Here is a 22,622-nt window from a genome sequence, read left to right on the forward strand (position 1 = left end):
GTTGGAGTGTTTGTCGCATGCATGGGGCCAGAGGTGGGCATGCTGCTGGGCCAAGCCATCCGTCATGGAAGCATGGGGAACGGTCGCAGAGAAACCGAGGAAATGCGCAAGACGATCAATGAACTTATCCGCGCTGACAGGGCACTGCAGAAATTGATCGACTGACCCGGCACGGCCTCGCAAGCAAAGCAAAGCAGTCGTTCGAGCGAAGTGCTTGGATGGCTGCTTTGAGCCCAAGCTGTGATTTGAATATTCTTGCTGCTTGCGCAAGCAGAAAGAATATTGCTGCACGTGCTTGCTTCATGATGCTGCTTTGCGGCAGCGGTACCTGCCATTCGATTTTGGCGCAGCAAGAATTTAGAAGGCAAGGAGCAAGTCGCGGACAAACCTGCTGTTCGATCTCTTCGAATCTATGTCCACTTTTGGCGCATCATGAAGCCGCAAAGAACACTTGGACCTGGTTGGTCCGAAATCACCCGTCGCAGCGACTGCACGACCTCTATGATGCGAAGTTTTGTTTGTATTTGGTTGGCGTTGTGCCAACGTTTTGAGTGAACGAGCGCGAGAAATGCGCTTGATCGGTGTATCCGGCCAGAAAACCAGTTTCTGCCAGTCCAGGTCCGTCGCTTTCGCAAAGATAAAGTGCAGCCTTTTCCAGGCGTGTCTTGGACACCAACCCGGAGAATGTCTCACCTTGCTCCGCGAAACGGCGTTGCAAGGTTCGCGGTGAAACACCTGTCTCGGATGCAAGGTCTTGAACACTCCAACGCTTGACCGGGTCCTGTAGTAAAAGGTCCTTGCATACAGCCATAAGCTCCGTTCGATCCGTTATGGAAGGGATTTGGAGGCTCTTTGACGGAGTTTGAGTGATGGAAAGCGTTTGGTCCCATCGCCTGACATCGAAAGTCTGCCAAACGCTGTCGCGCCGGATGATCTGACCCTCTGGCAATTTTGCCGTAAGCGGTTGTTCGCATGCCAGTTCGGATAGCTGTGTGATCACACCTAACACCAGCAAGCTCTCTGCTAACGAAGGCTGCGCCGAAGCCGAACGCCCAATATGCCGAAGCTGAAAGCACCCGGGACGAAGCTCCTTCGACAAAATCCGGTGCGATCCATGGCTAAAGACTTCGACACGCCGCCACCGTTCTAGTAGGTCTGAAACGCTGGTCGCACGTCGGAGCGCTAGGACAACGGGCTCAGAGGGCATATCGTGCACTGCGTCCGATAGTCTCAAGATGGCCAAAGCGCCGTGTTCTTCGCAAAGACGCATCAACAAATCACGTTTTTGTGGTTGCGGAACATAAGCGCCATTTGTCTTGAGCGGTGTCATGTCGATGCCCTGCTTCTGAAGCCCCGCAGCGACAAGCCGCATCATAACGGCAGATGCGAAGTTCTTTTCTTCAGTCACAAGCAGCTTCCTTTTGGCGGCAGGCAAACCAGTCCGGGCGGTACAATATACGAACGGCTGCAGATAGTGTTTGCTCCGATTGTCTGAGTTGCACCATCAGACTGCAAGTGCCTCGAAATCTACAGGGAACATTGCAATACGCTGCCCGGTCGCTGCCCGGATCGCGTTTACGATGGCTCCTGGTCCAGACACCATTGCCGTCTCCCCGGCTCCCACCGGTGGCTGCGAGCTTTCGACAAGGGAAACAATGATGTCAGGCGTTTCCGAAAGCCGAGGGATCGGGGCATCCGTAAAGTACTCTGCACTGACGTGTCCACTTTCTATCGGCAAATGATCGGATAGAACCATCCCGAGACTCCACATCAGGTTGCCTTCGCATTGCGCCTTCACCTGATCCGGGTTGATCACTAGCCCGCAGTCATGCGTGCACCAGAGCCGCGTGACTTTGGTGTCGCCGTCCGTCGCGATGGCCACCTCTGCCACTGTTGCGGCATAGGACACACCTTTGTAAATGCCGCAGGCAATGCCGCGCCCGATGCGCGTGTCGCCTTGTGTGTCGCTTCGCGGCTTCGTGGACCAGTCCGAGAGCTCCCCGACCGCAGTCAGCACAGCAGCAAGTCGCGGGTCATCGATGTGCTTCAATCGAAACGCCAAGGGGTCTTCGCGGGCTGCACGCGCCGCTTCATCAATCGCGCTTTCTGTCGCCAGCGCGTTGGGCCCGGCCCCGAGACCCCGCCACGGCCCGGTATGAATGGGCAACCGAAGCGCATCATAGGCCGCGCGCGCGCGACCCAGCCGGTAAGGCAGGACCATTCCGCGCTCCACCCCTCCATCACCTGCAAACATGTCGGTACCCGCCTGCATCCAGCTTGGCACCACGGCAGATGTAAACATGATGTGCGATGAGACCTGATCATGATCCCAGTCGCTGATCTGCCCATTCGCCAGCCGGGCCTTGATCCGATGCGATGATGGAGGTCGATGGAAGGCGAGCGCGAATTCCTGCGGCCTTGTCCATTGAACTTTGACCGGTGCTTCGACGGCTATCGACAATGCTGCCGCCTCGGCTTCTACGGTGCAAATTGTCTTGCCGCCAAACGCACCACCGATGCGTGAGGATTGCACCAGCACACGATCCGGGTCGAGCCCAAAGGCGTTTGCAACGAAGTCGCGAATATAGAAGGCATCCTGCGTTCCCGCCCAAAGCCTCAATTCACCGCTCCGCCATTGCGCGACGGCTGCGCGCGGCTCAATCGGGGCATGGGCCGCTGCCGGAATGTCAAAGCGCAAATCCACGTCCCAGTTACCGGCCTCGGGAGTGCCGTCCATGGCGATGAGGGGTAGCGCGCCTTCGGCGAGTGCGCGATCCACGTCAATGCTTGCCGGGATATCTGCGCGGGGATGGTCGTCGCCGATCTCCCACTCGACTCTCAACGCTTCGGCAATAGCGTCCAATGCACCCGTGCGCTCTGCGATAATTCCAAGTCCTCGGGCTTGCCCGATAGGTGGGCCTGCCTCTTCGACGATGGCAACAAAACCTGGCACGTCGCGGGCAGCAGAAATGTCCCACGCAACTGGCTTCGATGGGACTTCGGTCGATGCCGGCGCCCGCAAGACGCGGCCAAACAGCATATCGGGCAAATCCACATCTGCCGCATAAAGTGGCTGTCCGGTTACAATCTCAAGACCTTGCGCAAGCGCAGGCGATTGCCCCACCGCGCCGCCGCCCTGAAACACCCTCAGTTCGGAGAGAGGGCGCGCGAGCACTTCAACTTCCCCATTCGCCCGACCCGCCGCGATAGCGTCGCGTAGCGCCGCACAAGCCTGCGCCAATGGCTCGGTAAAGAGTTGTACGGATTCGCTGCCCACGGTCGGTTTGAGCCCGGCCCTCCTCGTGTCATGCAAAACGACATCCACTAGATCCCAGTCAACATCCAGTTCGGTGCAGGCAATCTGTTTCATCGCCGTGGCAATGTTCTGACCCATTTCAGCCCGTGGCACGGTCAGTGTGTAGCGGCCGTCTCGGTAAGCGATCCAGCCTGCTGCTGCTTCCAGGTCAGGGTTCGGTCGGCTCGGAATCACGGGCACCTGCGAATAGACGCCCGCGCCCGCACCGATCAAAGCAACAAGACCGACACCACCCGCTTTCAGGAATGCACGACGCTTCATCACACGGCCTCCGATGCGCGGGCGATCGCCTTGCGGATACGCCCATAGGTACCACAGCGGCACAAATTGCCGTCCATCGCAGTCTCCACATCCTCTTCCGATGGGTTAGGCGTACTCTCCAGCAATGCCACGGCGCTCATGATCTGGCCGGCCTGACAATAACCGCATTGCGGCACGCTTTCCGCCAACCAAGCATACTGCACGGGATGCAGCCTGTCACCGTTCGCCAAGCCCTCAATGGTCCTCACATCGGCGTTTTCCAATGCACTAGCAGGGAAGGTGCAAGAGCGCACAGCCTCCCCATCGACGATGACCGTGCATGCGCCGCAAACGCCCACGCCACATCCGAACTTTGCGCCCTTGAGCCCGAAGTGCTCACGAAGAAGGTAGAGAAGTGGTTCCTCGGTCCACGCCTCGGGTACGTCTTGATTTTCGCCATTCAATACGAACATTTGAACACTCCATCTTATCCGCTTGCTTAGCCAGATATGTCCGGCACCAGACGCGTCTTGAATGATCGCGCCAAAGGCGAGATTTCTTTTATCTTTGAATTTGGACTTAGTTAGTGGCTGACGATTGGCCGGTTCGGACGCGAGGCAAAGTCCGGTGAATGCTTACCAACCGGTGTCCTGCAAGCCTTAACCTGGAGAGAACACAATCACTGCAAACCAAGCCTGAGCGTCGGTGTGGAACGCGTCGATCTTCCAACCGGACGCCTTCGCCAACTCATGGAGCCCTGCTTCAGTGTATTTTCGACTGTTCTCGGTATGGATGGTTTCACCAACCTTGAAATGAATATGCGTATCACCAATGCATACGCTCTGATCCACCTCGCTGCGCAGGTGCATCTCGACGCGGCTTTCATCTGCGCTCCAGCGGGCCTCGTGCCGGAAGCTTGCCAGATTGAAGTTTGCACCAATCTCCCGGTTAAGCCGGCGTAGTAGATTCAGGTTGAACTTGGCTGTGACACCAGCCCCGTCATCGTAGGCTGGAATAAGGATCTCAGGCGGTTTCACGAGGTCAGCCCCGAGGATGAACCGGTGAATGCCGTCCCACGCGCGTATGCTGGAAAGCAACTCGACAGCCTGCCGTTGATCTAGATTGCCGATAGTCGAGCCAGGAAAAAAAGCCGTCTTCGGTACGTCTGAGAGGTTTCTTGGCAAGCCGACCGGCCCAGTGAAATCAGCGACCACAGGTTGTACAGTCAAGTGTGGATAATCCGTCGCCAGCCGAGACGAAGATTGCTGTAGGAAGTCGTCCGCGATGTCGACCGGCGCATAGAAACTAACGTGCCGCGCAGCGTCGAGGAGTAGGCGAGTCTTGACGCTTGCGCCGCTGCCAAGCTCGACGAGCGCTCCGCCCGACGCGATTGACGTCGCAAGCTCTCTCGCGTTTGACCGCAATATCTGCGTTTCCGTTCGGGTTGGGTAGTATTCCGGGAGCTGTGTGATCTCTTCAAAAAGCCGGCTGCCTTCGGTGTCGTAGAACCATTTGCTTGGCAGCTCTTTCGGAGTCCGCTGGAGACCGTCCAGTGCCGCGGACAAGAGCGCCTCGTTCGTGATGACCGGCTTGTCCAGCATTACGCGTCCTTCGCCAACCGAAGGCCAAGCATCTGCCAGCGCTGATGAGGGTAAAAGAACGTCCGATAGGTCGGCCGCATTTGCGCCTGCGGCGTCGCGCAGGAGCCCCCGCGCAAGACGAACTGGTTGACCATGAACTTGCCGTTGTACTCGCCGATGGCGCCAGTTGGTGCGCGGAAGCCGGGGTAGGGCGTGTAGGGGCTTTGCGTCCACTCCCAGACGTCGCCCCAGACTCCGTTGCCCGGCAGCGGGCGGAAGGCGTTTGTGTCCGCAAAGTTGCCTTCGATGGGACGATTGCGGAACGCCACCTCGTGTTCCGCCTCAGTCGGTAGACGCGCTGCTGCCCAATGGGCGAAAGCATCCGCCTCGTAGTAACTGACGTGAACGACTGGAGAATCGAGTGCAACAGGTTGTGCGCCGCGCAAAGTGAACGACCACCATTCGTCATCCTGGCGCCACCAGTAAAGCGGGGCGTCCCAATTCTCCCGCTGGCGCGTTGCCCAACCGTCGGACAACCACAGGGTCTGTGTCTCGTATCCTCCGTCTTCGATGAAGGCGATCCAATCCCTGTTTGTGACCGGGCGATTTGCCAGGGCATATGGGGCAAGGTGGGTCGGATGGCGGGGGCTTTCACAGTCATAGTGGAACCCATCGCCCGTGTAGCCGATCTCAGTAAGCCCGCCTGCATGGCCAAAGAACTCCAGATCTGGCGCTTGGACCAGCGGGAGCGGTTCCGGCGGGCGGTAGGACGGCAACAAAGGATTATAGGACAAGCCATGCAGCAGATCTGTCACCAGCAACTCCTGGTGTTGCATCTCATGGTGGCATCCAAGCTCTACCAATGCGGCAATCTCAGGCAGCTCATCCCGTCCGGAGTTGAGAAGCCTGTCGAGCGACGCATCGACATGAGCGCGATAAGATTGAACGTCCTGCAACGAAGGGCGCGAAATCAGACCGCGCTTGTCACGGGCGTGTCGCGGGCCTGCTTGCACGTAGTAGGAATTGAAGAGGAACGCGAAACGGTCATCGGGTGACACATAGTCTTTGACAGCGGACCGAAGGATGAATTCCTCAAAAAACCAGGTGGTATGGGCCAAATGCCACTTGGCAGGGCTAGCGTCTTCCATGGACTGCAGCATCGCATCTTCGGCAGAGAGAGGTTCGGCCAAAGTCGTCGTGCGCTGACGAACCTGAGACAGGAGCGCTTGCGCGGCACCCAAGTCATCTGTCTTGAAATACAGGGCTTCGGTCAAGTGTGGAGCCTCCGGGAACTGTCTGGTGTTAATTCAGCGATACGCCAGCGAAGGCCGCAATTGCCTGCGGGTCCCAGCCGGTGAACATCTGTTCGCGGCCATCCGGCAAACGGACAAAGAAACCGGGCGTACCCGCAAGTCCAAGCGCGCGCATGGCCGCCGTGTTGACCCGCATGTCGTTCTGGTACGTGCCGATTGCAGCCTCGGTATCCGTAGTCCCGACAGCAATCCCGATTTCGTCAAACTCGCGGAGCGCGCGAGCGCCCGTCATCTGGCCTCGGCCATCCATCAAGGCGTGGTAGGCACGATTATAGTGCTCCGGCTCTGCTATAGAGAACGTCAGGGCCGTGGCTTCGCGCGATCCGGGACCAATCAACGGAACGTCCACCGCGACCACCCGCGTGTTGTCGGGCATCTGCGACAGGAACCGGTCCATCTGACGGTGCGCAATCCGGCAGATCGAGCAGTTGAAATCAAAAAATTTGTAGATCACGAGATCGCCGTCCGGGTTCCCGAAATAGCCGCCACGTGCCTCAGCCGCGGCTAAGGCTTCGGCAATTAAGGCTTCCGGCGCGGCGTCGGTGTCCGGGGCAGCCGTGGCAGAAATGGGAAGTGGTCGGATTTGCGGCACTGGCACACCTGCAATCCGGTCGTCAATCCAGACCGTAATGGCGCGGCGTCCGGAGCTGCTGACGACATGGGGGACCGGGAAGGTTTCCAGTTGTACGGACAATCCGGCATCTGACAGCGTGGCGACTGTGGCATCCAGTTCCTCGGCGCTGAAGCGCGCGTCGCGTGTGCCGTATCCCAACAGAACAGGCGCGCCGACTTCGACTGTCCAGTCTTCTGCACGGACCTCGCGCGGCAACCCGCCTGCAAAGGCAATGTAGCCTGCAGCGAGATCGGGGTGGGTCAACGCAAGCCCAAGTGCCATGGAAGCACCTTGGCTGAACCCAACAATGTAGACCTGTGCGGGGTCCGCTCCGGTCTCGGTGACGAGGGCGAGGGTTGCGTCCGCGACCCGGTCGCTGCCCAGGCGGACGTCGCCAGGGTCCACCACGATTGAGCCCGAGCTATCGTCGAGAGGGAACCAAGCGCCCCCTCCGCCCTCCACGGGCACCGGCCCGTTCAAGGCAACAAAGGAGTGGTCTGTGTTTGGCTCAATATTGACGAGTGTTTCAATCTGCTTGGCGTCCATGCCGTAACCATGGAGGCCGATGATGAGCGCGGCGCCGGGTGCGTCCGCCTGTCGTATGATCCGTGCATCGATCTCACCCTGATCGGTCACGAGCGTGATGATGTCCGCGTCAGATTGCGCCGCAGCCCCATTGGGGGCCAAGGCTGCGATGGGGATCGACAAGCCGACTGCTAGCAGAAGAGATATTGTTTTACGCATGTTCAACCCCCTGGGCGATCAGTTTTAAGACGGGAACTGACGGGCGTAGGGCGTGCCATTCTCAAGGAAGTACTTGAGATCGTCGATCCCGAAGCCCGCGAACATGAAGAAGCTCGTCCGCGCGAATGCGACAGCCTGCGGCGGCACGCCGGGTGCGGTCTCGAAGACGATGGAGACCGTAACTTCTGACGAGTCTTCATCAATCGGTTTGACGCTCCATTCGGCCTCGTTGGAGGTCACGAAGGGCGGCATGCCTGCCTCGATTGTGTACGCGTAGGTGAGATTGTCCTCATCGTAGCGTGTGATGATCTCGCGGGTCGCGCCACCAAGACCGGGGATGAAGCAGGCGCGCACGTCGCCGATTTTTCCATCCGTGTCTTCGAACTCGATAGACTCGATCACGCTCGACCATTCGTGGGCACCTGCGTAGTTCTCGGCAACCTCAGCCCAAACGGCCTGCGCCGACACACTGAACATACGGGTGTGGGTCAACGTGACATCGGCGATCCCGCTGTGCATCCCGCTGGAGTAGCCGCCAAATCGGTCAGTGAGGCTTGCCGCAGCTTCGGTGTAAAGCGCCATCACCTCTTCGGAGGTTTCGCCATCGAAATACTGCTGCCACGACAGGACTGCGCCGTCGCGTTCTTCAGCGGGGCGTACCTGCATCACGGCAAGGTGGTTGGACAAGCCCAACGGGTTGCCGCCGGGCAAGCTGTAGGCAAAAGACATTTTGCCTGCATCGTTCACGAGGATCGTTTCGGTCACCACCGTGCCATCGGCGAGGGTCAGGTCGCGGGACTTGCCGTCGCTGGACACCGAGACATCGGACACTGCGCCGATCATGTCATCAACGTTGGTGCTGTCGGAGACGAAGGCGAAAACATCAGCCGGCGAAGCGGCGAGTTCGACTTCGATGGCGAATTGCATCGGTGCCATGGTCAGTTCGTCTACCATAACCGCCCCGACGACACGCGGCGGCATATCCTGGGCGACCGCTATAGGTGCGGTGGCCGCGAGACTTGTGGCAACGGCCAGAACGGCCGCGGTTGTCTTGAGTGTGGAAATCAGGCGCATTGGAATCCTCCTGGTTGGGTACCTGCGCCCAAGAACTACACTAGTCGAAATTGCACCTCATGTTCTGTTTTAGGGCCACACTGGACGAAAAATGGAACGCTTGCTATGTATTGAAGTGTGACATCCACACACGAACAAATGTAGTCTCTAGGCCAAAGGTGATCTTAACGTTGTCTGTTGATTGGAACGATTTGAAGGTCTTTCTCGCTGTCGCGCGTGCGGGGTCAATCCGCGGTGCATCAGAGAGCCTGAGGGTCGCGCACTCCACTGTGTCCCGCAGAATGGATGCGCTTGAATTTGCGTTGAAGGCCCGTTTGTTTGATCGGACACCGGACGGCTTGCTGATCACCTCGGCAGGCGAAGACCTGCTTGGATCTGCCCAAACGATTGAAGACACAATGCATTCTGCCGAACGGTCCGTGGCGGGACGCGACCGTGAGCTGTCCGGTGACGTTCGCTTTACCCTTCCTCTACCGATGGCCGTGTGCGTTTTGACCGACGACCTGGCCAGCTTTGTTGAGCAGAATCCGCTCGTTAACTTGATCCTTGATCTGACCGAGGACCTTCTTGATCTGTCAAAGCGGGAAGCTGACATTGCAATGCGTTTTACATCCCAGGGTAATTCCCCGCCCGACTACCTGGTCGGGCGCAATTTGGCGACTCAAGCGTCCTGTGCCTATGCCTCGGCCGACTACATAGAGTCACATGTGTTTTCAGGATCTGATCGAAACGGACGCTGGCTTGGATGGGACGATGTGGTCGAATATCCAAAATGGGTTCATTCGGCCGGTCTGGAACCCATGCCGGTCATGGGCAGTTTCGACGACGTGTTTGTCCAGATGGCTTTTGCCAAGCGTGGCCTCGGTATGGCCTTCCTTCCATGCATGATGGGCGACTTGGATCCCGGACTTCAGCGTGTGCCCGGAGCACGACCAGTCCCGCATACGTCTCTCTGGGTTCTGACCCATCCAGATCTGCGCGATAGCGTACGACTTCGGAGTTTCCGAGAGTATCTCTACGACACCGTTTCCGACAAGCTTGATCTCATCGAGGGGCGCGGCGCTTAGCCTTGTGCCTCGCGAAGAGCATCGAGGACGGCACGACGGGTCAAAAGCTCAGGCAGCACGATCCCGTCCGGCGCGCCGGGCCCGTAGACCACATTGAACGGTATGCCGTAGCGGCCGTGGCTTGTCAGGTATGAAAGAATGCGATCATCGCGCTGCGTCCAGTCGGCCTGCAATGGAGCTACGCCCTCCGCTTCCAGTGCCGCACGGACATCGCCGTCGCTAAGTGCGATGCGTTTGTTGACCTTGCACGTGATGCACCAATCTGCAGTGACATCGACGAAGACAACCTCACCCGCCGAGACAAGGCGGTCGCGCTCCTCAACGGTGAATACTCCGAATTCGGCCGCCGCCAAAGAAGAGGCATCGGCCTGCGACGCGGTGATCACGCTGGGGCTGAACATCAGTGCCAGGGCGACAATGGCAAGAGTTGCCCCGATAACGCCGCCCCTGCCCTCGACGGACCGGCCTGCCCAAAGCGCCGCCCCCATCGCGACAAGGCCAACCGACACGACGATGGCAAGGGTCTGCCCGGAAACGCCAGCGATGACAAATAGGAGCCACACGGTCGTCGCGGCAAGGGCAAGCCCAAGCAGTTTCTTCATTGTGAGCATCCACTTGCCGGGCTTGGGCATCGACGTTGCAAGCCGCGGAAACAGGGCGACAAGCAGGAAGGGCGCGGCAAGGCCGGCACCGAGCGCGGTAAAGATGGTAAGTATTTCGAACGTGCCCGATGACAGCGCGAACCCGATGGCTGTCCCGACGAAAGGTGCGGAACACGGTGTGGCGAGCAGCGTCGCGAAGACGCCGGTCAGGAAGTGACCCTTGAGCGTGTCGGAATCGCCAATCTGCGCTGCACCGGACATCCAGTGTGGCAGGGGAATTTCAAACATGCCCAGCAGGTTGTAGGCGAACACCGTGACCACGATGGCCATGAAGACAAGGAAATAGGGGTTCTGGAACTGAATGCCCCAACCTACCGCAACGCCGAACGACCGCAGTGCGATGGCCCCAAGGGCCAGGACCCAAAAAGACGCCAGGATACCCATGGCAGACGCCAGGAATGACAGGCGGACCCGGGCCGGACTATGCCCGCCGTGAGAGACGACAGAGAGCAGTTTGATCGAAAGCACAGGCAAGACGCATGGCATCAGGTTCAAGATCATGCCGCCGACAAAGGCAATCCCAACAAATCCCAGAAACGCGAAGACCGAGATGCCAGCCGTCGCCTGGGTGAACGCTGTGCCGTCCAAATGTGCTTCGAGGCCGCGCGTACCATCCACAATGGTGAGTGTCAGGTTTTGCCCCGCCAGGTCAGCGGGCGTGCCTTCAAACGTCTCGGCCTGCAGTGTCGCGGTGAAGCCCAGCCCATCTTCATGCTGTTCCATGATAGGGCGCGAAAACAGGATGTCCTCCGGCCCTTCTACGATAACGTCAGGCGAGGTCAGCGGGAACACGGACGTGGCGCGTACTGCAATGCCACTCCCGGTGTCCGTGAGCGTGACGTCATCCAGTGACAACCCGGATTGCGACCCATCGCCTGGAACCTGAGATTGGTAGAGGTCAATCAACTGTGCATCCGGGCTTGCGGTTGGCGTGCCCGGATCGAGCGTAAGTGAGACCGTGGCGGTTTGCGGGACGCAAATTTCCTTGCAGAGCAGATAGTCCACCACCGCGTTCAATTGTACGTGCTGCGTCGGATCAGGGATATTCACACTGACCGGAAACACGACGCGTTCGCCGTATCCAAAGGTGTCGAGGTCGAACAGCGAAAAGCGATATGGTGCTGGCCATTGCATTACAGATGGTTCAGCGTTGTCCGAGCCCGACCAGTCTACCGTGACCGGGTACCCTGCATCACCGGGGCTTCTCCAATAGGTTTTCCAGCCGTCGTTGAGCCGAATGTCGACGCCAACCTGCAGCGGCCCATCGGCGGACGCTGCCGTCTGTGCCGCGATCAGCCGCGCACTCGACAGATCCAGTTCCGTCCAACCGTCATCCGCCTGTGCGGACACCCCTGAAAGAAGAGCAATCGCAACTGCAAACGATCTGAAAAACCGCATTGGGCCACTCCTGTTCTCGGGTAAGTCCTCTCACCCTAACGGACCAATTTCAGACCGACACGTATCATTATTGGAACTGGCTGGTGCAAAATTGGGCATAGCGCAGGTGGAGCTGTGCGCCCACATTGCCGCTATCGAGGTCCAAAGGAATTACGGCCATGTCCAAGCCACCGCTCATCTCAGTTGAACTAAAGACGCCCGATACCGCCGAAGGTGTCGCAGCGGATATCCTAGCTGGCGCGCGTGACCAGCTTGGCTTTGTCCCGAATATGTACGCAGCCATGGCGAATGCGCCAGCTGTTTTGGAGCAATACACCGCAAGTTACGGAGTGTTCCGCGAAGCTGCGGGTTTTACTCCTGACGAGCAGGAAACGGTCTTTCTCGCCATTAGTCAGGCAAACGGGTGCCACTACTGTATCGCTGCCCACTCCATGCTGGCGGACATGATGTCGGGCGTCCCGAAGGACGCGCTGGATGCGCTCCGCAGGGGTGAGACGCCTGCCGACGCCCGGCTTGGTGCCTTGGCCGAATACACACGCAAGATGACCCTCTTGCGAGGAGCGGTCACGCAAGAGGATGTCGACCGCTTTCTGGCCGCCGGCTTCACCAATCAGCACGTCTTTGGGGTGATCCTCGCGATCGCTTGCAAGACCTTCTCCAATTACACCAACCACTTGGTCGGAACCGAAGTCGACGCCGCGATGTCGGCCTATGCCCTATCCGTCGACGATCTCACGGAAACGACAGCTTAAGCGCGTATCCTGCGCATCTCCCCCTTAAACCTAGAAGGAACAAAAACATGCATGCAGAAATGACAAAACGCGTGAACGCGTCGGCCGAAGACATATGGGCGGCCTTCAACGACTGGGGCGGCATCTGGCGCTTTCAGCCATGGGTCGTGCGCTCTCCGCTGCTAAGCAAGAACAACGAAGGTGTGGGCGCTAAACGCCGCTGCGAGTTCGTCGACAAGACGTCCATCGTCGAGACAATCACGAAGATTGAGGAAGGTCGCGCCATTCACATGACGCTTAGCGAGACGCCTAAGCCCATGAAGGGCGGCAAGTCCGTCATCCGTCTTAGCCCAAGCGGCAACGGTACCGACGTCATCGTCGAAATGGAGATCGAGATCGGCATGGGCCCCCTCGGCGCGATAATGGGAAATCTCATGATGAAGCCCATGATGAAAAAGCGCGTATCGTTGATGCTGGAGAGCCTTGAGCATCACCTCAAAACCGGTGGAAAGATCGATAGCAAAGGCGTCAAGCACAGCTCTCCGTCTGCCGCTGGTGCCGTGCCTGCATAAGACATCAAAACGTAAACGGCGTGGCCGGTCGTCGCCGCGCCTACGATGGAGAACGTAATGAAGAAGATACTCGCATTAATTGGCGGCCTCGTCGTTATCGCTGTCGTTGGGGGATTGGGGTTTCTCAGTTTCAGCCCCACTCTGAGAAGCGACCCAAGTATAGGCCTTTCGCCCGAAACGCATGCTTTTGGAGAGTTGGACGTCCGGGATTTCACTGACAAACCGCTCGGCGCTGAGGTAAAGGTGTTCCTGCCGATAACACCGGCTGAGGCAATGGTGATCGTCGCTGCGTTCGAAGAGTACGCCGAATGGGTTTCCCCTCCACCGGAGAATGTTGTGATTGATAACTCCGCCAGAGAAGCTGGGGATTTTGGGGTCGGTTCGCTTGTGTCGTACAAGGAAGGCGAAACAGACGAAATCGAGTACCTTGATCCAGAGTCTTCCATGGTCGCGAAGCCGCTTTGGGCACCTGATGCGTTTGAAGGCCACCGTGGGGTCGTGATCGTTACTCCTGCCGAAGGCGGCTCAATCATGCATATGCGTCGGTATTTTGAGACCACGAGCATGCAGGGCTGGATGATGTCGAAAATGATGCCAATGTTCATGGAAGGCAGCGCCGAAAACCTCGCAGAGATCTATGGCGGTGAAGTTCTTTGAATGTGACCGCGCAGGTTCCCGTAGGAGAAAATACCGTGCCGCGTCGATCAAGCGCGGCATGGCTTTTGATTTGGCGCGGCAATTCCATTCCGCACGAATAGAGGACAGACGGTTAACTTCCTCAAGGATCCCCGCCAGATCGGTGCCATTCAACGACTGCTTCGATGACATGCGCTGCATCGCACCAGAAAGTGTGCTGCAGCTGCGAAGGCATGCCGCGTCGGCAAAGGTCAAGTATGCAAGGTCGGTTTTGTCCCGCGAGGCAGCCTTTCGTACTCGTTCCACTGAACGGCCATCACTCAACCGGAGATCGCTTCACATAACACCGCTTCAGCGATGTTCGCGGTTTGTTTTGCCGGTAGTAAACACCCCGAGGTTGTTGAACACCTGCGTCGATAGTATTTCGTAGTTTTAACAAAACTGGGGCTAGTCGCTCCACCTAACAAACTCTCTCCAGAGGTTTGTGCGAAACATGAAGCTGATGAATGCAGGAGGCTTAACTATTCATTCGATCTGGCTTTCCTGACTGTACTTCCGGGAATGAGCCGAAATCCGACGTCCTTTGTGGATTTTGTCGGTTCACCATTTATCTGAGCTAACACCATCTCGGCAGCGATCTGGCCAATTCTGAGGTGAGGGACCGCGATTGATGTCAGCCGATAAGGTTGTATTGCTGCAATTGGCAGGTCGCCCCATCCTGCGATACCGATGTCGTCAGGGACGCTCATGCCGATCTTCTGCGCATACTGCAGGCCTCCTATCGCCATATTGTCGTTCTGATAATAAATGACTTCGACATCGCGATGGGCTGCCAGCAATTGTTCGGTGCCGTAAAACCCGGTGTAGAAACCTGGGGTGTCTTTAAGAAGAAGCTGTTTTTCAAGTCGCCCGTTTGCGTCTTCAATTGCTTTCGAGAATCCATTGAGCCGCGCAGTTGCTGCATTTGCCACATCATGAGATGTGCCGACATAGCCAAACTTTTGGTACGCCATTCCTGCAAGGTAACGGCCCATACTATAGCCGCTGTCAAAGTGGTTCAGCCCAACACACATATCTAGAGGGCTGGAATTGAAGTCCCATATTTCGACCAAGGGAATTCCAGCGCCGCGCAGCATCTGAATGGCTTTTTGGCTATGAGAACGGCCTGTTATGATCAGCCCAGCGGGCTGCCAGGACAAGACGGTTTCTATCCATTTTTCTTCATGATCGATCTCGTGTTCTGTCAGGCCCAGAACGGTCTGGTGGTCGAACGCACCAAGCTTGCGGTCGATGCCCTCGAGAACCTGAGCGAAGATTTCATTGCCAAGTTCCGGGATGCTGACGCCGACAAAAGTCGATTTTTTGTCACCGGCAAAAACCGTTGCCAAACGATTCGGTAGGTATCCCAGACGATCCACTTCGGCCATGACCTTGGCACGCGTTTTTTCTGAGAAGCCCCCTTCATCTCGCAAGACTCGACTTGCAGTCATCTTGGAAACGCCTGCGGCCTTCGCCACTTCCGCGAGGCTCACCTTATTGTTTTTACTTATTTTATCAGGGTCGCTGCTCATTTACGTTACGGGTAACTCTTTTTTGTTGACATTCGCATTGCCTAGGCGAATGCTAGCGTAACGTTACGGGTAACTCAATACGGTGTTGAGGAGCATCAGGGTCACCCAGGTCCAGGAGGAGGCAGCCGTGCCCGGCACTGCGCAAAACAATCTGTTCTTTGACGGGATAAAGAAGCATTTCGGAGGCACCTATGCGCTGCGGGATGTGTCGCTGAACGTTGAACGCGGCGAGATCGTTGCGCTGCTGGGTGAAAACGGGGCGGGCAAATCGACCCTCATCAAAATCCTTGGCGGCATCCACAAAGCCGATGAGGGGCGGGTTCTGATCAACGGGCAGCCTTACGAACATCGTCCGGGCGGGTTTGGTGAGCGTCAGTCCGTGGCCTTCATCCATCAGGATCTGGGCATGATCGAATGGATGACGGTCGCCGAAAACATCGCTTTGGCTCTGGGCTATTCTCGCAAAAGCGGTTTGATCAACTGGAAGTCCGTCGACAACTTTGCGCAGGACGCACTGGACAAGGTCGGGTGCGAGTTCGACCCGACCACGCGGGTGCAGGACCTGTCCCGGACCGAAAAATCGCTGGTCGCGATTGCGCGGGCGCTGGCCGTGGATTGTGACTATCTGGTTCTGGATGAGCCGACGGCGTCATTGCCCGCAGATGAGGTCGAAAGACTGTTCGAAGCGCTGCGCCCTTTGAAAGAAAAGGGCGTTGGCATGATCTACGTTTCGCATCGGCTGGATGAGATTTTTCAAATTGCCGACCGGGTTGCTGTGCTGCGTGACGGAGAGATGGTGGGCCTGCGCAGCATCGACCACACAACGCCCGAAGAGCTGGTTTACATGATCGTCGGCCGCAAGACCCGGCAGGTGATGAAGCCGGACACTCCACCCGGTGCAACGCTGCTGGAAGTGTCGGGCCTGAACATGGAGGCGGCGCACAGTGTCAGTTTCCAAGTGCAGACAAATGAGATCGTGGGGCTTGTGGGCCTTCGCGGCGCAGGGCACGAAAACGTGTCGCGAGCCCTGTTCGGGTCCGAAGCGTTTGACGGTCAGATCAGCTTGCATGGCGAACGCCCGGATCTGAGCTCTCCGCAAACCGCGATGACGTCGGGGATCGGTTTGGTGGCACGGGACAGAACCGAAGAATCCGTCGCGATGTCTCTGACCATTCGCGAGAATACCTTCCTGAACCCTGCGGCCATCGGACGGTCGTTGCTGTCGTTCATGAGCCATCGGGCCGAGACTGAAAGCGCCGCCCGGATCGGCGCGGACGTGGCTTTGTCCCCCAATGATCAAAGCATGGCGATTGAAAGCCTGTCGGGTGGGAACCAACAAAAGGTTGTCATCGGGCGCTGGCTTGAAACCAAACGCAAGCTTTTGATCTGCGAAGATCCGACCGCGGGTGTCGATGTTGGCGCAAAAACTGAAATCTACGCGCTGTTGAACCGCGCGATGGAGGAAGGCGTCGGCATCATAGTCGTTTCAACCGACTTCGAGGAAGTCGCTGCCATCTGCCACCGCGCCATTGTCTTTAGCCAGGGTCAGATCGTGCGCGAATTGACCGGTACCGAACTGACCACTGAAAACCTGATACAGGCTGCCTCGGCCTCGAACGCCGTGGCAAGTTAAGGAATACGACTATGCAATCGCTTGAATCCAATGCGCTGGAACCGACCAAGGCCGAGTTGAAAGGCGCTTCGTTAAAGACTCGAATTCTAAGGTTCTTGCCGGTTTACGGGTTGGTTCTGCTGACAGGTTTTCTGATCATCCTGTTTTCGATCCTTCTGCCGAACACGTTCCCAACACTTCTGAACCTGCGGGCAATTATCTCGGACAAGGCGATCATTGCGCTTCTGTCATTGGGGGCGATGATACCGATGGCGGCAGGCCGTATCGACCTGACGGTCGGGTATGGGATTGTGCTATGGCACATCCTGGCGATTTCTCTGCAGACCTTGTACGGCATTCCATGGCCGATTGCGGTGTCGATTGTTCTGTTGCTGGGCCTGCTAACTGGATTCCTGAACGGTCTGCTGGTCGAAGTCGCTAAGATTGATAGCTTTATTGCCACGCTGGGAACAGGCACGGTCCTGTATGCGCTGGCGCTGTGGCATACCGGTGGGCGTCAGATGGTCGGCGCGCTGCCGGACAGCTTCTATGCCATCAACGGCACCTTTGTATTCGGCCTGCCAATCACCGGGTTTTACGTGCTGGGGATCACAGTCGCGATGTGGCTGATCCTGGAGTACACGCCCATCGGTCGGTACCTCTATGCGATCGGAGCCAATCAGCGTGCTGCGCAGCTGAACGGTATTCCGACCCGGAAATTCGTCATTGGCGCTTTTATGTCATCGGGGCTGATCACCGCCTTCGCAGGCGTGCTCTTGGCGTCGAAACTGCGGATCGGGCAAGCCTCGGTCGGTCTTGAATTCCTGTTACCTGCTTTGGTCGGGGCCTTTCTTGGGTCCACAACCATCAAGCCGGGACGCGTGAATGTTTGGGGAACGGTCGTGGGTGTCGCGATCCTGGCTGTTGGTATCTCGGGCATTCAGCAATTCGGTGGATCCTTCTGGGTCGAGCCGATGTTCAACGGTGTCACGCTGCTGATCGCAATCGGCATTGCCGGTTACGCTCAGCGTCGCAAAGGCGCCAAAAAGTAAACAGCATAAGGGAGGAGATTATGCTGAAACGGACTTTCATGGCGGTATCCGCTGCCGCGCTTCTGACAGGTTTGGGATTTCCGGTGACCGCCGAGACGGCGTTTGACGGCCCGACCAGCGGACCCAAGGCCGCCGAGGGCAAATCCATTGTCGTCGTCGCGGGCGATCTCAAAAACGGTGGTATTCTTGGGGTCACCAATGGTGTCGAAGAAGCGGTTGGAACCATTGGCTGGGACGTGCGTGTTCTGGACGGGGCCGGGTCCATTCAGGGCCGGACCGGGGCGATTGGTCAGGCGCTTGCCCTGCAACCCGACGGGATCATCATCAACGGCTTTGACGCCATCGAACAGCAGGCCGCGCTGGAAGGCGTGGTAAGCGCGGGTATCCCGATGGTGGCCTGGCATTCCGGCCCCAAGATCGGATGTGACGCGCCCGGAGGCATCTTTGCCAATGTCTCGACCGACGCTATGACCGTGTCCGAAGTGGCTGCCGAATGGGCGATGGAAGATGGCGGTGACGGGGTGGGGGCGATCATCTTCACTGACTCGACCTATCAGATCGCCATCGACAAGGCGGACCGCATCAAAGAAACCATCGAAGCCGCTGGCGGCACGGTGTTGGAATATGTCGACACACCCATCGCCGACACCTCGGCCCGGATGGGACCACTAACCACGAGCCTGTTGCAGAAGTACGGGGATCAGTGGACCCACGCGCTTGCGATCAACGATCTGTACTTTGACTTCATGGGGCCGGCATTGGCGGCGGCGGGTATCTCATCCGACGACGGGCCTCAGGCGGGGTCTGCTGGTGACGGGTCCGAGGCTGCGTTCCAGCGTATCCGCAGCGGCAATTACCAGACAATCACCGTGGCCGAGCCACTCAACCTGCAAGGCTGGCAACTGGTCGATGAACTGAACCGTGCCATTCAGGGCGAGGCATGCTCGGGCTATGTCACATCGCCTGCACTGGTGACCGAGGAAGGTCTGGCCAAGCTGGGCGATAGCAATCAGTTCGACCCGGACAGCCCTTATCGCGAAGCCTACGCGGAGATCTGGGGCAAATAACCGATCCGGTGGTCCTGGCCTGAATTGGCGAGGGCCCCGCTCGAAAAGATGACACAGCGCAAAGCCAACTCAGCGGTCTTTCGACCGCCATGGCGGAGCCTTGCGCAAAGGAGGAAACCATGAGCGAACAGCCATTGGTTCAAATGCTGGGAATAACCAAACGCTTTGGCGGGGTGACTGCGCTGCAGGATGTCGATCTGACGGCCTATGCGGGTGAAGTGCTTGCCATCGTCGGAGACAACGGGGCGGGCAAGTCCACTCTGATCAAGATTTTGACCGGGGTGTATCAGCCGACTGAGGGTCAAATCCTGATGGATGGAAAACCGTTGGAGATGGCCAGCCATTCTGACGCAATCGCAAACGGGATTGATGCGGTTTACCAGACCCTCGCGCTGGCCGATCATCTTTCCCCTGCTGCCAATATGTTTCTGGGCAACGAACTGACCAGGAACGTGTTCGGCATTCCGTTTCTAGACAACAAACGCATGAAATCTGAGGCCGCCCGGGTTCTGGAAGAACGTCTTGGTGTCCGGCTGCGATCGATGGATGTGATGACGGAAAGCCTGTCAGGCGGCCAACGTCAGGCGGTCGCGATCTCGCGCGCGGTCTATCACGAAGACCTACGCTTGCTGGTGATGGACGAACCTACCGCCGCGTTGGGTCCACAGGAAACCGCGCGGACACTGAAGCTGATCAAGGCGCTTCGCGAGCAGGGTCTGGCCGTGATCCTAATCTCTCACTCATTGGATGACGTGTTCGAAGTGGCCGACCGCGTGCACGTGCAGCGCCGGGGCCGCGCTGTTGGCGTTGTCAAAACTGCGGAGAGTTCCGTTCAAGATGTTCTGGGCCTGATTGTCGGTGCCCAGGATGCAGCTGCGTGAAGGAGAACGATATGTCCGCGGCGACGACAAACACTGAACAAAGAACCATCATGGACCGGTTGGAGCCTTATCTGGCCTTTATCGGGCCGATGGTCATGATTCTTGCCATCCTTATTTTCATGGGTATTGCCGAACCTGCGCGTTACTTCCGCCTTACCAACCTGAACCTGATCCTGCTGGATGCTGCGCTTTATATGCCGATGGCGATGGCGATGACTTTCGTCATTACGCAGCGTGGAATTGACCTGTCGATTGGGTCAATCGCGGCTTTGTCCGCGATCCTGATGGCCTTCCTGGTCAAGCAATACGGGTTTCCGGCTTGGGTAGCGGTGCCTTTAGCCATTGTTCTTGGCGCGTTAATGGGGCTGATCAACGGTTTGGTCATCACCCGGTTCAAGGTCCCAGACCTGATTGGCACGCTGGCCATGGACCTTGTTTACCGCGGTCTGGCACTGGTGATTGCAAAAGGTCTGGTACTCGCGCGGTTCCCCGACCTGATCACCGAAATCGGACGTGGCCAGATTCCGGGCTTTATTCCGGTGCCGGTGGTGCTGGGCTTGATCACAATGGCCATCGGCTATGTCGTGCTGACACGCACCTATTTCGGGCGCTACACGATTGCTATTGGCTCGAACCCGGAAGCCAGTGAAATGACCGGCGTGGCCGTCGACCGCCACAAAATCTATGCCTATGTGCTGATGGGCGCGGCGGCAGCGATGGCGGGTGTCATGCTGACCGGCAAACTGAACGCCATTCAGGCGACCTCGGCCCCGTATTTCAACCTGCACGTCATTGCGGCGGTTGTTGTGGGCGGCACCTCGCTGTTTGGTGGGCGCGCCTCGATGCTGGGCTCGCTGGCAGGTGTGCTGCTGCTGTCGATGATGATCAATGCGCTGGTGACCTTGCGCATTGAATTCTTCTGGCAATCGGTCGCCTCGGGCGTGGTGATCGTCAGTTCGGTCGCGCTCTACACGTGGATGCAGAAGAAAGATCGTGATGGTGCCCGCAGCCTGCTGGCCGGGTTGCGCACCAAAGAGGCGCAGAAACTGATCCGTTTCTCCGCCGCGCTGATCGGAGCCCTGATCCTGTTGCTGGCCCTTGGGGCCGGGCTGGCAACCGAGCCTGCGCCAAGCGGCTAAGGCAAAGAAGTGGTGCGCCGGGAGGTAGGAGTCCCGGCGCACCTGCAAGACCCCACAATGTTCGCGAAAGGGAGGACTCACCGTGAAACAATTCAACAAAGCACTGCTAACGACAAGCGCGTTTTGCCTGTGCGCCACTGCGGCCTTTGCCGACGGGCACGGAAAACTACCGCTGAAAGAGCTGCCGGGTATCGAAGATCGGGATTATTGGGTGCCGGGCGAGGTAAATGCCGACGGCAAGCTGGAGGCCTTGCAAGCCACCACGGGGGCCGAGGCGGTCAAATACTCGGGTACACAGGACGGCCCACTGCAGATTGCCCTTATATACCCCTCTGCGGATACATCTGACTTCTGGGCGCGCAACTATCTTGCGATGACAAAACGTCTGGATGAGCTGGGCATCGAATATGAAACGACCGAGTTCGCAAGCCGGCAGATCGAACACAGCTTGCAATCGACCTATGCCAATCAGGTGGTGCAGGATTCCGACCTGTATGACTTTGTCATCTTCGGCCCCTCTGAACTTGCCATTCAGGCAGACAACATCGACAAAATGGCCGGCAATGACGAGTTTGCCACATTCGTGTGGGCATTTCACACGCCGCCCAAGGATCTGAAAAACCAGCCTGATGCATGGTTCGACTTCAGTTCGGCTGCCGGGGCGCTAACCATGTGCGACTATATGCTGGAACGTCTGGGCAGTGACGTGACCATGGCGATGAACCGTGGAATTCCGGGGATCACTGATGACCAACGCTCAGGCGATTTCAAAGCCTGCGTTGAAGAGAAGGGCAACTGGACCACTGTCTATGAACATTATGGCGAGTACCAGCGCGAAGGCGGCTTCGAAGGTACCAGTCTAATCCTGCAGGCCTATCCCGAAGCCACGATCATCCACAACGCCAACACCGCGATGGCGATGGGGTCGGTCGAAGCACAGGTTGCTGTTGGCAAGGAAAAGGATGTGTTCTCGACCGGTTGGGGCGGCACGGGCCTCGAGCTGGACGCGATCCGCCGGGGTGAGCTGGATGCAACCCCGATGCGCATGGGTGACGACGTGGGCGCCGCAACGGCCGAGGCGATCAAGGCGCATATGGAAGGTCGCCAGGACGAACTGCCCTTTGTCTTCCTTGGTCGGATCACAGTCGCGCATGACCAAATGAGCCCCGAAGAACTGGATGCACTGGAACAGGAAGCGTTCCGGTTTTCGGGTGTTGGCGCGCTGGAGCGCTAAACGGGCTGGGCGGGGAATCCCGCCCATACCCACCCGGTTCAATCCGAATTGGGGATTGACGTTTGCTTGAGCGGTTAATAACGATGTGACCGGTCACATAAGAAAAAAAGATGATGTGGA

Annotated in this window: 19 protein-coding genes; 10 read left to right on the top strand and 9 right to left on the bottom strand. The window is 57.9% G+C overall.

The genetic code is table 11. The features are described from left to right. Positions 1 to 499 precede the first annotated feature (499 nt). The 7 genes from ACR0JE_RS16055 to ACR0JE_RS16085 form a co-directional block, all read right to left on the bottom strand. Positions 500 to 1,408 (bottom strand): helix-turn-helix transcriptional regulator, encoded by a 909-nt coding sequence (locus ACR0JE_RS16055; RefSeq protein WP_480864880.1) that lies wholly within the window; start codon positions 1,406 to 1,408, stop codon positions 500 to 502. Between the two features lie 96 nt (positions 1,409 to 1,504). Next, positions 1,505 to 3,577: a xanthine dehydrogenase family protein molybdopterin-binding subunit gene (locus tag ACR0JE_RS16060; RefSeq protein ID WP_480864881.1), complete on the bottom strand. Its 2,073-nt coding sequence runs from the start codon at positions 3,575 to 3,577 to the stop codon at positions 1,505 to 1,507. After that, a complete protein-coding gene (locus ACR0JE_RS16065) occupies positions 3,577 to 4,029 on the bottom strand; it encodes a (2Fe-2S)-binding protein (RefSeq protein ID WP_480864882.1) in 453 nt (150 codons plus the stop codon). Before ACR0JE_RS16065 ends, ACR0JE_RS16060 begins: the two co-directional genes overlap by 1 nt. A gap of 186 nt (positions 4,030 to 4,215) precedes the next feature. After that, positions 4,216 to 5,157: an L-histidine N(alpha)-methyltransferase gene (egtD, locus tag ACR0JE_RS16070; protein WP_480864883.1), complete on the bottom strand. Its 942-nt coding sequence runs from the start codon at positions 5,155 to 5,157 to the stop codon at positions 4,216 to 4,218. Then, the gene (egtB, locus tag ACR0JE_RS16075; protein ID WP_480864884.1) at positions 5,157 to 6,410 is read right to left on the bottom strand and encodes an ergothioneine biosynthesis protein EgtB; all 1,254 of its coding nucleotides are present in this window, start codon (positions 6,408 to 6,410) and stop codon (positions 5,157 to 5,159) included. Before egtB ends, egtD begins: the two co-directional genes overlap by 1 nt. Positions 6,411 to 6,438: 28 nt before the next feature. Then, a complete protein-coding gene (locus ACR0JE_RS16080; RefSeq protein WP_480864885.1) occupies positions 6,439 to 7,806 on the bottom strand; it encodes a DsbA family protein in 1,368 nt (455 codons plus the stop codon). Positions 7,807 to 7,830: 24 nt separating this feature from the next. After that, on the bottom strand, positions 7,831 to 8,880 hold the full coding sequence (locus ACR0JE_RS16085) for an SRPBCC family protein (protein ID WP_480864886.1): 1,050 nt from the start codon (positions 8,878 to 8,880) through the stop codon (positions 7,831 to 7,833). A 59-nt stretch (positions 8,881 to 8,939) separates the two neighbouring features. Between ACR0JE_RS16085 and ACR0JE_RS16090 the strand changes: the two genes are divergently transcribed. Continuing rightward, positions 8,940 to 9,947 carry a LysR family transcriptional regulator gene (locus ACR0JE_RS16090; protein ID WP_480864887.1) on the top strand — a complete coding sequence of 336 codons (1,008 nt, stop codon included), beginning with the start codon at positions 8,940 to 8,942 and terminating at the stop codon, positions 9,945 to 9,947. On the opposite strand, the gene ACR0JE_RS16095 is transcribed toward ACR0JE_RS16090, so the two are convergent. Then, complete coding sequence (locus ACR0JE_RS16095) at positions 9,944 to 12,007, bottom strand: protein-disulfide reductase DsbD family protein (protein ID WP_480864888.1); 2,064 nt, start codon at positions 12,005 to 12,007, stop codon at positions 9,944 to 9,946. The genes ACR0JE_RS16090 and ACR0JE_RS16095 overlap by 4 nt on opposite strands. A 158-nt stretch (positions 12,008 to 12,165) precedes the next feature. Here ACR0JE_RS16095 and ACR0JE_RS16100 point away from each other — a divergent pair, with 158 nt between their 5' ends. The 3 genes from ACR0JE_RS16100 to ACR0JE_RS16110 are packed head-to-tail and all read left to right on the top strand — an operon-like array spanning position 12,166 to position 13,967. Continuing rightward, positions 12,166 to 12,759 (top strand): carboxymuconolactone decarboxylase family protein, encoded by a 594-nt coding sequence (locus ACR0JE_RS16100; RefSeq protein ID WP_480864889.1) that lies wholly within the window; start codon positions 12,166 to 12,168, stop codon positions 12,757 to 12,759. A gap of 47 nt (positions 12,760 to 12,806) precedes the next feature. After that, entirely contained in the window at positions 12,807 to 13,310 is a 504-nt protein-coding gene (locus ACR0JE_RS16105) for an SRPBCC family protein (protein WP_480864891.1), read from the top strand. A gap of 57 nt (positions 13,311 to 13,367) precedes the next feature. Further along, positions 13,368 to 13,967, top strand: coding sequence for a hypothetical protein (locus ACR0JE_RS16110; RefSeq protein ID WP_480864892.1), 600 nt, complete (start codon positions 13,368 to 13,370; stop codon positions 13,965 to 13,967). 500 nt (positions 13,968 to 14,467) lie between these two features. On the opposite strand, the gene ACR0JE_RS16115 is transcribed toward ACR0JE_RS16110, so the two are convergent. Beyond that, positions 14,468 to 15,517, bottom strand: coding sequence for a LacI family DNA-binding transcriptional regulator (locus ACR0JE_RS16115; protein WP_480864893.1), 1,050 nt, complete (start codon positions 15,515 to 15,517; stop codon positions 14,468 to 14,470). 127 nt (positions 15,518 to 15,644) lie between these two features. On the opposite strand from ACR0JE_RS16115, the gene ACR0JE_RS16120 reads away from it, so the two are divergent. The 6 genes from ACR0JE_RS16120 (at position 15,645) to ACR0JE_RS16145 (ending at position 22,502) form a co-directional block, all read left to right on the top strand. Next, positions 15,645 to 17,150: a sugar ABC transporter ATP-binding protein gene (locus ACR0JE_RS16120; protein WP_480864894.1), complete on the top strand. Its 1,506-nt coding sequence runs from the start codon at positions 15,645 to 15,647 to the stop codon at positions 17,148 to 17,150. 11 nt (positions 17,151 to 17,161) lie between these two features. After that, a complete protein-coding gene (locus ACR0JE_RS16125) occupies positions 17,162 to 18,181 on the top strand; it encodes an ABC transporter permease (RefSeq protein ID WP_480864895.1) in 1,020 nt (339 codons plus the stop codon). 20 nt (positions 18,182 to 18,201) lie between these two features. Further along, entirely contained in the window at positions 18,202 to 19,248 is a 1,047-nt protein-coding gene (locus ACR0JE_RS16130) for a substrate-binding domain-containing protein (RefSeq protein ID WP_480864896.1), read from the top strand. A 119-nt stretch (positions 19,249 to 19,367) separates the two neighbouring features. Next, positions 19,368 to 20,129: an ATP-binding cassette domain-containing protein gene (locus ACR0JE_RS16135; protein ID WP_480864897.1), complete on the top strand. Its 762-nt coding sequence runs from the start codon at positions 19,368 to 19,370 to the stop codon at positions 20,127 to 20,129. Positions 20,130 to 20,140: 11 nt separating this feature from the next. Then, a complete protein-coding gene (locus ACR0JE_RS16140; protein WP_170537307.1) occupies positions 20,141 to 21,268 on the top strand; it encodes an ABC transporter permease in 1,128 nt (375 codons plus the stop codon). 82 nt (positions 21,269 to 21,350) lie between these two features. Continuing rightward, positions 21,351 to 22,502 carry a substrate-binding domain-containing protein gene (locus ACR0JE_RS16145; protein ID WP_170762623.1) on the top strand — a complete coding sequence of 384 codons (1,152 nt, stop codon included), beginning with the start codon at positions 21,351 to 21,353 and terminating at the stop codon, positions 22,500 to 22,502. Positions 22,503 to 22,622: the final 120 nt, after the last annotated feature.

It is taken from the genome of Ruegeria sp. H3 (assembly GCF_056533095.1).